The organism is Nostoc sp., assembly GCF_036917155.1.
GTDB lineage: Bacteria > Cyanobacteriota > Cyanobacteriia > Cyanobacteriales > Nostocaceae > Nostoc.
Genome location: NZ_JBALDZ010000102.1, coordinates 1 through 12,548, shown reverse-complemented (window position 1 = coordinate 12,548; position 12,548 = coordinate 1). Strand labels below are relative to the sequence as shown.

Sequence of the window (12,548 nt, the reverse complement as noted above, 5' to 3'; positions counted from 1 at the left end):
GAGTCCTGCAAAGGGTTAACTTTAGCTGTCAGTAGATGCCAAATAAACCTCTTGTGCAATTTTAAGCATAAAGGTTAACAAGATTTCAACTTAATGCACGAAATTCTGTCCACTATATTTCCCTGTTCCCTGTTCCCTGTTCCCTGTTCCCTATTCCCTATTCCCTGTTTCCTTTCATTGACATACATTGAATTTCTCTCACCGACTTTTTTCAGACTGCTCCAAAATCCATGCAGCCTGAAAAAAGTCGCGCTCACAAAACATAGCATAACGATAGGTTGAATGCACAACAGCATTGTTACTAGTATAATTATCAACTAAAATTTCTAATTGTTTTGCTAGTGGTTGAAAGTCTGCGCTGCTGTAAGTACGAATCCAGTCAGCATATTGATGATTAGGAATACCGTTACCAGCCAATTTTTCTCCTAAAAAGGCATACAAACGCATACAGGGAGCCATTGCCACCGCAGTTAAACCCACATCTCCACCCCAAGCAGTTGCTAACAAAAAGTCCGTATAGCGGCGGGTGGCGGCTTCTGGTTCCACAGAATGCAAATTTACTCCCCAGTGGGAAGCATAGCTACTATGTAGGCGCAGTTCTTCTAAAACTCCACTAGCTAAGTTATGAAATGTAGTGAAACCTAACCAGTCTGGTGCTTTAGCTGCGGCGATACTATAAGCACGGGCAAAAGCTTCTAAGAAAAAAGCATCTTGCCCTACGTAGTAAGCAAATTTCACCTGCTCAAGAGTACCATCACTAATGCCTTGAATGAAAGGATGCTCTAGGCAAGCTTGGGCTAAGTCTTGACTTGCTGCCCATAATTCGTTAGGAATCATGTAAAAATAACTTGAACAATTGACCAAATAGTTAGAGTATCAGAATGTAACGGAATTAAAGCCTTATATGTCTGATAACCAGGTAGTCGAAAGCATTCAAGACAAGTATGATTCGTTATTGCCCTACTTGAACGAGAAAACACGGCGTATTTGGGCAGCAATCGAAGCCCGAAGCCTGGGACGAGGAGGTGTGAGTCAGGTTGCGATCGCAACGGGCCTATCCCGCACTACAATTCATGCGGGGATGCGTTCGCTGTCGGAACAAGATGGGGTGAAAATAGAGGAAGACAGTACTCGAATCCGTACTAATGGTGGTGGACGAAAACTACTAGAAGAACAAGATGCGATGCTGCTATCAGATTTGGAATCACTAATTGAACCAATGACGTTGGGAGACCCAGAGTCTCCTCTAAAGTGGACTTCTAAAAGTGTGGTGAAATTAGCAGGCACTCTAAATCGTGGGGGACATAGAATTAGTGCTAAAAGTGTTTACAACTTACTTGAATCTCTGGGCTACAGTTTACAATCGAATCGCAAAACCCGTGACGGCTCATCTCATCCGGACAGGGATGACCAGTTTTTACATATTGCCAACCAAGTTAAACATTTCCAATCGCACAACGAACCTGTAATTTCAGTTGATACCAAGAAAAAAGAGTTAATCGGAAACTTTAAAAACCCTGGAAATGAAGGGTGCCTTTCTGAACAGCCAGTTGAGGTAAGGATGCATGACTTTGTTGACCCCCAATTAGGTAAGGCAATTCCCTACGGAATTTATGACTTAACCTTGAATAAAGGATGGGTCAATGTTGGCATTGACCACGACACGGCGGAATTTGCAGTTGAGTCTATTCGTCATTGGTGGTACTCAATGGGAAAAGAACTATATCCAAGTAGTGAGCATATAATGATTACGGCAGATTGCGGTGGTAGCAACAGTTATCGCTCCCGACTATGGAAATTAAAACTACAGGAATTTGCAAGTGAGATTGGCAAAAATATTCATGTATGTCATTTTCCTCCCGGCACAAGTAAATGGAACAAAATTGAGCATCGTTTATTTTGCCACATTACGACTAACTGGCGAGGTAGACCTTTAACTAGTTTGCAAGTAGTGATTAATCTCATTCGTAATACTACGACTACACATGGATTAGAAGTTGAAGCTCGGTTAGATGAAAATCTCTATCAGACAGGAATTAAAGTCACAGATCAAGAACTTGATACCATTACCATTGAGCGAAACTCTTTTCATGGTGAGTGGAACTATATTATCAAACCCAAAATTTCTCCCTAATTGTTCAAGTTATTTTTACATGATGCCTTAGATAAATTCATTTGTTATTTGTCATCATAAATTCAAGGGTTTAAGACAATACAGTTCAGTTAAGCATTTTTTTCTTCTCTCTGTTTCCTCTGCGTCTCTGTGGTAGCCTGCGGCAAGCCGCTTTGCGTCTACGTTAAAAAAATTGACCGAGAAGATTGGAGATTGCAGATTGCAGATTGCAGATTGTTTTTGGTACAAGCCCAGCAGGAAAGTGGGCGGAATAAATCTCAAATCGTCAATCTCAAATCCTCAAGCTGCATCCAAGAGTGGGTGTAGTCAATCTCAAATCTACAATCGGCAATCTACAATTGTTTGACTTTGATAAAGAGTTTTAGCCTTAACTGAACCGTATTGTATTATCCCCCTCAAAAAGGCAAAAACTGAAGCAAGATTGAGCCAAGACTTCCAAACAAGTCCATGAAACTAGGGCTACCAGTACTTACCTTGTCATTTACTGGTGTTTGCAGTTCTTTAATAAAAGCTTGGGCTGTTTGCGTTCCAGTACTGTTCTTTTGGGATGTAAACAATTTTTCAGCAACTTGGGCATCTTGGAATGCACCTTGTCTATCTAGTATTTGGTAACGGGCGACACCACGAGCTAAATAAGCACCAGCGTATTCTGGTTTAATAGCGATCGCTTGATCAAAATAACTAATTGCTTGCTGTTCGTTCCCTTTTTGCCCTTCTGCTATACCCCAAGCATAAAATTCTTCTGGTGAAGCCACTTGTAACGGTATCCCAACTGCACCCTGGAAGTTAGCGCCATTCAGGTAAGCACCAGTTAGTTCTGCATTTGCTAAATAAGTATTTCTCAAATCAGCACTCGTCAAATTTGCCCCACTAAATTTAGCTTCGCTCAGGTTAACACCAAATAAACTAGCACCACTCAAGTTTGCACCCCGTAAATCTGCGCCGCTCAAATTTGCACGGCTGAGGTTAGCACCTGTGAGATTAGCACCGCTCAAATTGGCTCCAGATAAGTCAGCCATAACTAAACCTGCACTCGTCAAATCGCAGTTTTGACACTGTTTAGTTGCTAATAACTGTCTAACATGTTCAGAATTTGCCGCCTGTACCGTTGCTGTCAAACTAATGGTGGTTAAAAATGCTGCTGCGCCTAGAATTTGGTTTTTCATAATCGTGTAATATTTCTTACTCCATACCAACATTGACTAAGACGGATTTATACCTCAGCATTATGATATGAGCAATCTCAACAATTTGCCCTCTGTAGTTGTCTATATTACTGATAAATTAGTGATACCTTTCCTGGGGAAGGCTATGCTAAAGGGTTATAGAAAAGTAGTCAAGCTTGAATTGAGCCAATATTAAGACTCATAACCCCGATCAGGATGGTAGATGAGCATCATTCGTCAAGAGAAATTATACACTCCACGATAGGTAAAACTGATGTCACAAAATTAAACTCATTGCAAAATATCACTTCAAAGAAAGCATCTGTAACATCCAAATAATTAGTATTTTTTGAAATCAAGTAAATCAGTATATCTGTATCCAAGCCGACAATTTGCCCTGATAACTAGACTAGCCATTGTCATAACGGATGCTCTCACTCAGGAGTAAAATGATAGATTTGCTTTTGTATACCCTGATTTTAAATAAATATGAGACTATAGAAACATTAGGACAGTTAAAAAACGTGAGTCAGCAAGACAAAATCTTAGACAAAATTCTCTCTGGGACTTCTGATACAGATATCCCTTTCGCTCAGCTGTGGCAACTTCTATATACACTAGGCTTTGAAGAACGGATTCGTGGTGATCATCGTATTTTTGTCAAAGCCGATGTTGAGGAAATATTGAACCTGCAACATAAAAGAGGAAAAGCCAAAAGCTATCAAATTAAACAAGTTCGGGCAGTGATTATCAAGTATAAACTAGGAAGTAAAAATGATGTTTCGGTATGAAATTATTCTCTATTGGAGTGAATTAGATCAAGCCTTTATTGCTGAAGTACCAGAATTATCAGGCTGTGCTGCTGATGGCGATACTTATCAAGAAGCCCTACATAATGTAGAACTAGTTGTGCAGGAATGGATAGAAACGGCTAAGGATTTAGGGCATCCAATTCCTGAAGCTAGACCGCGTTTAATGTACATTTAATTGATATACAAGCTAATTCAAGCTGACTTTTTAGCCTCATCATAAATATTTGATATGCCCTAGATACTAATCAGAAAAATTTTCGCTATAGCGCTTCTCATTTGTACGCAATACATTCTAACCTCTCTCCTAAAAGGAGAGAGGCTTTGAAAACCTACACAGTTTAAGGTTTGTGACACTAACTAAAGCGTATTGAGTTATACCCAATTTGCTGTATACTCACTGTTTTGAAGATGATTGAGTTTTAAAAGTATTGGGCGAATAGAATTCGCTACTACACAAACATAGACGCTTTGCGGCTTCCCGCAGGGTAGTCCACCTCCGTGGACTAAGAAAAATTAAGGGTTTTTAACCTGCGTAGACAGGTTTTCTCTTTGTAGCTGCGACTTCTAGTCATCAGGGCTAGTATGAATTGAGACTTTACAAACATCCTCTAATTGAAAAGTTTAGTTACTGGCAACCCAATACTGCTCGGATAAGCAGGGGAAGCAAAACTCTTCCCCTGCTCAAGAACAGCTTGCCTCAACCAAGAAATTCCTTAACCGAGCAGTATTGACTGGCAACCTTACAAATCACCATAATATGTGATTTGTATTTGTCAGTACTATAGTGAAGAAGTTGTAGTCCAGAACCTTCTAGTTCTTGCAAAAGTTTAGGCATTTCATACTTGTGATGTCGCCAAATAGTAATCTCTTCACCTTCAGAGATTTCAATATTTTTATCTATCCACATCCGACTAAAATTTATAGTGTGATTATGACGGAGTTTAAGATTAGCAACTATACTATCTGTTTTGAGATCATACTTTCTCACTAGTTCACAATCTTCAGATTTAATCCCAATCTTATTTTTAACCCATCCATATATTTCTTCTACATGATACTTGCAGCCGCCTCTAAATATTCCATCCCATGTAGAGTTAGAACCAGTTTCGTTGGTGAACACTAGAAAATCATTTTTTCCCATACTATCTCTAAAATTTTTGAATACCTCATCTCTATTTTGATGATTTCCAATGGTAACTCCTAAGTGTAAAAATATTTTTGCTGCATCGTCAATTTCAAGACTAGTTTGATTTTGAAACAAAGTTTTAGATACACAACTATTTTCTATGTCAATTGTGGAACTAATAAATTTGACTAGTGGAAACCATTTTTTAAAATTATTTCTGGATACCTGAAGTAATTCATCACTAATATCTAAGGCAATATATTTATTAACCTTCCCTAATTTATTGAGTCTGCGGATAAAATTTTTAACAGGATAGGAATTTCCGGCGCCAACGTCTACAATATTGACTCTCTCGCCAGTTTTGATATTGCTATTCAGATATTTAAAATTACTCTTTAACAGGTCAATTTCTACATTCGATCTTCCATACCATTTAGGAATAATATATTTTAGATAAAAATCATCCCAAATTTTTGCACCTCTACCTTTATAAGAATACTTTAGAGGTATTTCTCGTCTAACTTCTAATGCATTAATTATTCCTAAAACTTCTTCTTCAGAAAAAAGAGAGTAGAACTCAGAACTTGGCTTGGCTGTGCGACTGATAGTAGTTGAGATATCCGAGGGAAGTTGGGAATTGCTATGAAAATTTTGAGCCATTATTCTTGTTCTTTGGTTTTCTTCGGTCTGGAAATGGATTAGCCGCAATGCTTGCCAGACAGGTATTCTCCCATACCGCTGTCTCAAAACTCAGAATTTCCACCAAAAATAGAAGGTTAATCTATAATCCCCCATTCGCTACTCTACATAATGGCCAATTGTTTTTTTACAATCAAAGTACGATAATTTTCCAAAGATATAGGGGTGAATACCATTGGTTCAGCAACCAGAACTCCAGGAAACTTCGTCGATAAAGTCAACCCAGCGCGTGCTTAAAAGTTTAAGTACTTACCGATGGACTTCGCTGGGAGCATTGGTCAGCCTGCTGCTGTTGACGATCGCAAATGCTGTCACCCCGCAACTATTTCGGTGGGGAATTGATCAGGGAATCACGCAAAAAAACCTCAAAATTGTGCTATACAGCGCCGCCTGGATGGTAGTAGCGGCGATCGCTCGTGGTGTATTTAACTTTGGACAAAGCTATCTAGCAGAAGCAGTATCTCAAGGTGTCGCTTATGACCTGCGAAACAAAATTTTCAGCAAAATTCAAAATCTCAGTTTCAGCTTTCATGACCAGGCCCAGACTTCCCAACTCCTAACCCGTGTCACCAGCGACATTGAGCAGATCCGTACCTTTGTTGGTACTAGCTTAATTCAGGTTGTCGGTTCAATTGTGACATTAGTAAGTATTTCGGTGCTTTTGTTAGTGATGAACTGGCAACTGGCACTGATTACCCTGACAGTAGTGCCCATCGCCGCATGGTTAATGGCGCGATTCATCAACGGAAATAACAAACTTTTTCGGCAAGTACAAGAGCAACTGAGCAACCTCAATGCTGTATTGCAAGAGAACTTGCTAGGAATCCGGGTAGTAAAAGCCTTTGTGCGGGAGTCAACCGAAAGGTCGCGTTACACAACTCTGAATGATGGCCTAGTCAAGGCGAACATGAAGACCATTAACGCCATCCGTGATACCTTTCCGTTGATCTTTTTGCTGAGTAATGTGGTAACACTGGCAGTCTTTGGCTACGGAGGAGCGCAGGTAATTGGGGGTAGATTTTCCATTGGCGAACTAGTGGCGTTTAACTCCTACCTAGCATTGATTCTCCAACCGATTTTGTTGATTGGATTTGCCGCACCTGCCATCGCTCAAGCCGCTGCTTCCGCCGAACGTGTCTACGAAGTTGTAGATGCAGAAGTAGAAATTCGCGATCGCCCCAGTGCTGTCCCCTTTGACACCTGCGGTGGTAGAATTACCTTTGAAAATGTTTCCTTTCGCTATCCAGGAGCGACAACCGAAACTCTCAAAGAAGTATCCTTTGAAACCAAGCCCAATGAGCTAATCGCCGTTCTTGGCATGACTGGTTCGGGAAAAAGCACAATTATGAACTTGATTCCCCGCTTTTACGATGTCACAAAGGGAGCAGTTCGCATTGACGGACGAGATGTAACAAGTTTCACACTCAAAAGCCTCAGATCGCGTATTGGGATTGTATTTCAGGAAACCACCCTTTTCTCTGGCACAATCCGCGAAAATATTGCTTACGCCAAACCCAACGCAACTTTAGAACAGGTGATTGAAGTTGCAAAAACCGCCCAAATGCACGATTTTATTAGCGGTCTAGCCGATGGCTACGAGACGATTGTCGGGGAACGGGGCGTAGGCTTATCTGGTGGACAAAAACAACGAATTGCGATCGCTCGTACCTTGTTGACCGATTACAGCATTCTGATTTTGGACGATAGCACCTCGGCTGTGGATGCCAAAACTGCTGCCCAGATTCAAGCCGAACTAGATAATTTAATGCACCAAAAAGCTTGTACAACCTTTGTAGTGGCTCAACGTATTAGCACCGTCCAGAATGCCGATCGCATTTTTCTCATGGATAAAGGACGATTGGTAGCACAAGGCACTCACGAAGAATTGATGCAAACTAGCCCACTCTACGGTGTGATTTTGGAATCTCAGGTAAAACCAAAGGAGAAAAAATGATCCGCAATTAGCATCATTAATTTTGCTCACAGCCTTGTAATAAAGACTTTTAATCCAAAATCCAAAATCCAAAATCCAAAATTTTTATGAGAGGCACTCTTCCTGTTGTTGCATCTGAGCAGACGAGTCAGAAACTTTCCACCCTGCGGCGCTTTTTGGAATACGTGCTACTCTATCGCAAAGAAATTCCCATCGCCATCACATTAGTATTAGTTGGTGCCATAACCCAGGCAATTGGGCCATTCTTTCTCGGCTGGTCGATCGATCGTCTGATTGCACAAGGGAATTTGCAAGGACTGCTGCTGTTATTAGGATTATTAGGGCTGAACTATGGACTTGGTGTCTTAGCAATTCGGGGTCAAATTATTCGAGTCGGCTGGATTATGCAGCGATTGCTGGCTCAACTGAGGCAAGATATTTTCATTAAAATCCAAAGTCTACCACTCAGCTTTTTTGACCGCAGCGAAGCGGGCGATTTAATGAGCCGCTTGCTAAATGATGTCAACACCGTGAATCAGGCATTTGGATTGACAGTCGCCCAAATGCTGGGCAACACTTTCAGTTTAGTTGGCATTGTGATTGCAATGCTCTCAATCAATCTGCAACTAGGTTTGTTGAGTAATCTGGTTGTGCCACTGATGATTTTTACCACAAGCTTATTTGCGCGTTGGGCAAGAGCCAGATTTCGCGTCACCCGACAAACTATTGGGGAACTTTCCGCCAAGTTAGAAGAAGATATTGGCAGTGTGCGAGAAGCACAAGCATTTAATCGCGTACAGATGAATATCGAAGAATTCGACATCCTTAACGCCGCCAATCGAGATGCCAACGTTGAGGCTGTGGCAATTACTTCGGCCTTTTTGCCCTCCATCGATTTTCTCAACACACTAGCAACCGCAGGTGTACTAGCTTATGGTGGTTATCTAGCGGTAACGGGAGCTGCAACAGTGGGTGTGGTGACATCCTTTTTACTTTACGTCCAGCAGTTCTTCCGCCCGATTCAAATTCTCAGCCAGTTTTATACTCAAGCTCAATCTGCCTTTGCCGGATTAGAGCGAATCTTTCTATTATTAGATGAACCGTCAGAACTCAAAGATGCAGCCGATGCCACAGAAATGCCGCCTATTCAAGGTGAGGTGACATTCGAGAATGTCAAGTTTGGCTACAACCCAGATCATCTGGTTCTCAAAGGAGTGAATTTGCACGCCTATCCAGGGCAGATGGTTGCGTTAGTAGGGCAAACCGGTTCGGGAAAAAGTACAATTATTAATTTGATTTTGCGCTTCTATGATGTGTCTGGCGGTGCGGTAAAAATTGATGATATTGATGTGCGTAGTGTGACTCAAGCAAGTCTGCGCCGTCAAATTGGCATCGTTCTGCAAGATAATATTTTGTTTACCGGCACCGTCGCCGAAAACATAGCTTTTGGCGCTCTTTATGCTACTCAAGCTGATATCGAAGCAGCTGCACAACTAGCAAATGTACATGAGTTTGTTACCTCACTACCACAGGGTTATACAACTCAATTGGGTGAACGGGGCGCACCTCTGAGTCAAGGACAGCGACAACTCATCAGTATTGCTCGTGCGGTATTAATTAATCCCCGAATTCTGATTCTGGATGAAGCCACCAGCAGCATCGATACCCGCACAGAAGCGCTAGTGCAAAGTGCGATCGCTCGTTTACTTCAAGGTCGTACCAGTTTCGTAATTGCTCATCGTCTCAGTACAGTTACTCAGGCAGATCAGGTTTTAGTAATTCAACAGGGACAAATTGTCGAGCAGGGTACTCACACCGAACTCGTCAATCAGCAGGGTGTCTATGCCAACCTCTATGCTCTGCAACTGGGTGCAGCAGAAACAATGGTTTTTCAAAATCAAAAGTAAAATATTTATTTCAGGTCGGTTTAAATCCCACAATCAAAAAATGTAAGTAATTGGGTAAGCGTAGGCGTAGCCCGTCGTAGACATCGCTATTTTGTGATATAAACCATCCAAGGGTAAAAAAAATACTGTAGAAGAAATAAACCTGAGTTCGCTTGCACTAATTGAGTGAAAACTACCAAATTCAGAAGCACAATGACGAAAGTTACACTCTACATTGCAGCTAGTTTGGATGGCTACATTGCTCGCAGCGATGGCGGAATTGATTGGCTCTCAATCCTTGATACAGAAGGTGAAGACTTCGGTTACACTGCTTTCTACGAATCGATTGATGCGATCGTCTTAGGTAGCAAGACGTATGAAGTAGGGCTTGGTTTTGATCAATGGCCTTATCCAGAAAAAAAATCCTTCGTTTTCACCCAGCGCCATCTCCAATCTGACCGTGAGGACGTTGTGTTTGTTTCTGAACCAGTAAAACAGGCGTTAGCTAATATAGAGGCTCAAGGTTTTAAAAATATCTGGCTAGTTGGTGGCGGAAAATTAATCAATTCGTTTCTTCAGTACAGCTTGATTGACGAATATATTATTTCAACTATTCCAACTATCTTAGGTGGCGGTATACAACTTTTCCCACCGCCTACCCCTGAAGAAAAATTGGAACTGATTAACTCAAAACAATATCCTAGTGGTTTACTCCAGGCACATTACAGGCGAAAAGTCAAAAATTAAAATAATTCGTAATTATTAATGATAATATCTACAAATTAGGCATTACTTAGGGAGTCTTCTCCCTTCGCGTAGCGTCTCGTAGAGAAGGGGAGACGCTAAGAGCGAAGAGCGTCATTACGAATTAGCTAAAGAAGTTTCTGAACAGCGTTGCTAAATTCTTCGTAAGGAGAAACCCCTACTATCGTTTCTGCTAAGATACCATCTTTGAAAATTAAAACTGCTGGAATACTGCGAAGACCGAATTTTTTGAAAATTGGCTTGTTACTGTCAACATCCACCTTAACGACTTTAGCCCGACCTTTGTATTCTTCGGCAAGTTGATTCATTAACGGACTGACTAGGCGACAGGGGCCACACCAAGTAGCAGTAAAATCAACAACAACAATTTTCTCTTCACTTCCATTTAAAACAACATCAAATTCGCTTTCTTCAACGTAAGTAACTATGTCAGTATCAGTAGACATTTTTCAATTCCTTAGTATCAAACTAAAATCTCAGCAAAAAGCTAGCTATATAAACTATACTCCCTTCTGAGTGTCAGATTCACCAGTTACCTACATTGGGAAATCCCCGCAGATGAGTAGCGTATACTTAATAACTTACAATTTTTGTAGGTAGAGTGCGTTATGCGATCGCACCCTACCAACCGAATCTAAAAACCCATGCCTTCAAGGCGTAGAAGCGTCAATAGTCATCCTGCCGATCAAACAGTTCTAACAAACCAATTGTGCCGACAAAAAAAGTATAGGTAGCATATTTTATTGGTATTTTTTGTCTTGAAGGTGCATAAAAAGCTGCTATAATACCTTCGATAAAATGGCTGATCATGGCAAAACGCTCAATCCAAAAAATTGGATTCAGACTGCTTGGTACATTAGTATTAGTGATTACTGCATAAATATTCCACGATTCCAATCCAATTGCGCTTGTTATAAGCACTGTAGATATAATTTTTACAAAGATATAAATCTTTTTCTTGATAAACTCTAAGTCCATACTGTTCACAAAAATAATGTTTATAGCGTTTCCTAGTCATACAAGGTACATCATAGTCCCCTCTACGAAACCAGCCGGGAGGGCATTGGCTGTGGAGTTCTTCTAACTCACCAAGAACAGCTATATTTAAAAAATGACAAAAGTGTGGAATAATACATAGGTGAAAAATCTCACTGCATTCCATACATTGATCATAAAACTAAAGCTATGATTGCTCAATATTACAACTCAACCCATGTTGAAAATAATTTGCTTAAACAAATCAAAATTAAAGAAAATCAGCTAAAAATTGCACAAGAGTCTGATATGATCTATGTAGTAGAAGAATTACAGAGTCAATTATTAAAGCTACAGTCTCAATTATCAGAGCCACAAGATCAAGACGTTGAAGTTCAAGCGTTGATGGGTTTGCTAGACGATTAGAATTGTAAATTTTTGTTGCAAAGTTTCTTGAAAACACAAAACCTCTGTAATCCAGAAGCAGAACATATTGATTCTGATGTTTGGGAGTATAGTTTATCAAAACAGAATTCAGGAGTCAGGAGCCAGAATTCAGCAATGTTTTTTGTGCGACTGGCGGATGAATCAAGGGGTTTAAGACCCCCACTAAATCGAAGATTTAGTGGTCTTCAATCAGTGGCGGGTCTGAATCCCCCACTGATTGATTCTGACTCCTGAATTCTTCTTCAAATGCTATATCTCAAGAATTAACATTACAAAAAGTAGCGATTTCAAGAGTCATAAAAGGATGATGATTCCTACTTAGGAACGTGGATTAAATAAGATGCAAAACTTCATCCTGTCTCTAGCTTCCCTCTCCAATATATCGGAGAGGGATTAAGGGTGAGGTAAACTAGTGACATAAATTGTATGTTATTTAATTCTTATTCCTTAGATAAGACCTTGAGGTTTTTGCTGGAGATTTGGTTTTTTGATTTGCGGTACTGAATCAATCTTTTGGACTTTGGACAAAAATAAATTGTTCGCGTTTATCTTACGCGAACAAACGAATAATTAATTTTGTTTATAGTTATCAGCAGAAAAAAAGC

12 protein-coding genes are annotated in these 12,548 nt (G+C 40.4%); 7 read left to right on the top strand and 5 right to left on the bottom strand.

Annotated features, from left to right (window positions below):
* Positions 1-198 precede the first annotated feature (198 nt).
* On the bottom strand, positions 199-837 hold the full coding sequence (locus tag V7K67_RS14745; RefSeq protein ID WP_335167129.1) for a TenA family protein: 639 nt from the start codon (positions 835-837) through the stop codon (positions 199-201).
* A gap of 67 nt (positions 838-904) precedes the next feature.
* Between V7K67_RS14745 and V7K67_RS14740 the strand changes: the two genes are divergently transcribed.
* Positions 905-2,134 (top strand): ISAzo13 family transposase, encoded by a 1,230-nt coding sequence (locus V7K67_RS14740; protein ID WP_335167127.1) that lies wholly within the window; start codon positions 905-907, stop codon positions 2,132-2,134.
* Between the two features lie 395 nt (positions 2,135-2,529).
* On the opposite strand, the gene V7K67_RS14735 is transcribed toward V7K67_RS14740, so the two are convergent.
* Positions 2,530-3,300, bottom strand: a complete 771-nt coding sequence (locus V7K67_RS14735) for a pentapeptide repeat-containing protein (protein WP_334711794.1) — start codon at positions 3,298-3,300, stop codon at positions 2,530-2,532.
* A 449-nt stretch (positions 3,301-3,749) separates the two neighbouring features.
* Between V7K67_RS14735 and V7K67_RS14730 the strand changes: the two genes are divergently transcribed.
* The gene (locus V7K67_RS14730) at positions 3,750-4,091 is read left to right on the top strand and encodes a type II toxin-antitoxin system HicA family toxin (protein ID WP_334711793.1); all 342 of its coding nucleotides are present in this window, start codon (positions 3,750-3,752) and stop codon (positions 4,089-4,091) included.
* On the top strand, positions 4,075-4,287 hold the full coding sequence (locus V7K67_RS14725) for a type II toxin-antitoxin system HicB family antitoxin (protein WP_334733855.1): 213 nt from the start codon (positions 4,075-4,077) through the stop codon (positions 4,285-4,287). Before V7K67_RS14730 ends, V7K67_RS14725 begins: the two co-directional genes overlap by 17 nt.
* Before the next feature lie 522 nt (positions 4,288-4,809).
* Here the strand turns inward: V7K67_RS14725 and V7K67_RS14720 are convergent.
* A complete protein-coding gene (locus V7K67_RS14720; protein ID WP_335167124.1) occupies positions 4,810-5,898 on the bottom strand; it encodes an L-histidine N(alpha)-methyltransferase in 1,089 nt (362 codons plus the stop codon).
* A gap of 214 nt (positions 5,899-6,112) precedes the next feature.
* On the opposite strand from V7K67_RS14720, the gene V7K67_RS14715 reads away from it, so the two are divergent.
* The 3 genes from V7K67_RS14715 (at position 6,113) to V7K67_RS14705 (ending at position 10,503) form a co-directional block, all read left to right on the top strand.
* The gene (locus V7K67_RS14715; RefSeq protein WP_335167122.1) at positions 6,113-7,891 is read left to right on the top strand and encodes an ABC transporter ATP-binding protein; all 1,779 of its coding nucleotides are present in this window, start codon (positions 6,113-6,115) and stop codon (positions 7,889-7,891) included.
* Between the two features lie 86 nt (positions 7,892-7,977).
* Positions 7,978-9,777 carry an ABC transporter ATP-binding protein gene (locus V7K67_RS14710; protein WP_334733852.1) on the top strand — a complete coding sequence of 600 codons (1,800 nt, stop codon included), beginning with the start codon at positions 7,978-7,980 and terminating at the stop codon, positions 9,775-9,777.
* A 192-nt stretch (positions 9,778-9,969) separates the two neighbouring features.
* Entirely contained in the window at positions 9,970-10,503 is a 534-nt protein-coding gene (locus V7K67_RS14705; protein WP_334733851.1) for a dihydrofolate reductase family protein, read from the top strand.
* Between the two features lie 125 nt (positions 10,504-10,628).
* Here V7K67_RS14705 and trxA read toward each other — a convergent pair whose 3' ends face one another.
* Both trxA and V7K67_RS14695 read right to left on the bottom strand, forming a co-directional pair.
* A complete protein-coding gene (trxA, locus tag V7K67_RS14700) occupies positions 10,629-10,967 on the bottom strand; it encodes a thioredoxin (protein ID WP_334711787.1) in 339 nt (112 codons plus the stop codon).
* A gap of 220 nt (positions 10,968-11,187) precedes the next feature.
* On the bottom strand, positions 11,188-11,499 hold the full coding sequence (locus V7K67_RS14695) for a hypothetical protein (protein WP_334711786.1): 312 nt from the start codon (positions 11,497-11,499) through the stop codon (positions 11,188-11,190).
* A gap of 207 nt (positions 11,500-11,706) precedes the next feature.
* On the opposite strand from V7K67_RS14695, the gene V7K67_RS14690 reads away from it, so the two are divergent.
* A complete protein-coding gene (locus V7K67_RS14690) occupies positions 11,707-11,922 on the top strand; it encodes a hypothetical protein (RefSeq protein WP_334711785.1) in 216 nt (71 codons plus the stop codon).
* Positions 11,923-12,548 lie beyond the last annotated feature (626 nt).

Coding starts and splice junctions, on each gene's coding strand:
- V7K67_RS14705 (WP_334733851.1), top strand. CDS start 9,970: ATGACGAAAGTTACACTCTACATTGCAGCTAGTTTGGATGGCTACATT.
- V7K67_RS14690 (WP_334711785.1), top strand. CDS start 11,707: ATGATTGCTCAATATTACAACTCAACCCATGTTGAAAATAATTTGCTT.
- V7K67_RS14745 (WP_335167129.1), bottom strand. CDS start 837: ATGATTCCTAACGAATTATGGGCAGCAAGTCAAGACTTAGCCCAAGCT.
- V7K67_RS14725 (WP_334733855.1), top strand. CDS start 4,075: ATGATGTTTCGGTATGAAATTATTCTCTATTGGAGTGAATTAGATCAA.
- V7K67_RS14735 (WP_334711794.1), bottom strand. CDS start 3,300: ATGAAAAACCAAATTCTAGGCGCAGCAGCATTTTTAACCACCATTAGT.
- V7K67_RS14695 (WP_334711786.1), bottom strand. CDS start 11,499: ATGGACTTAGAGTTTATCAAGAAAAAGATTTATATCTTTGTAAAAATT.
- V7K67_RS14710 (WP_334733852.1), top strand. CDS start 7,978: ATGAGAGGCACTCTTCCTGTTGTTGCATCTGAGCAGACGAGTCAGAAA.
- V7K67_RS14740 (WP_335167127.1), top strand. CDS start 905: ATGTCTGATAACCAGGTAGTCGAAAGCATTCAAGACAAGTATGATTCG.
- V7K67_RS14720 (WP_335167124.1), bottom strand. CDS start 5,898: ATGGCTCAAAATTTTCATAGCAATTCCCAACTTCCCTCGGATATCTCA.
- trxA (WP_334711787.1), bottom strand. CDS start 10,967: ATGTCTACTGATACTGACATAGTTACTTACGTTGAAGAAAGCGAATTT.
- V7K67_RS14730 (WP_334711793.1), top strand. CDS start 3,750: ATGATAGATTTGCTTTTGTATACCCTGATTTTAAATAAATATGAGACT.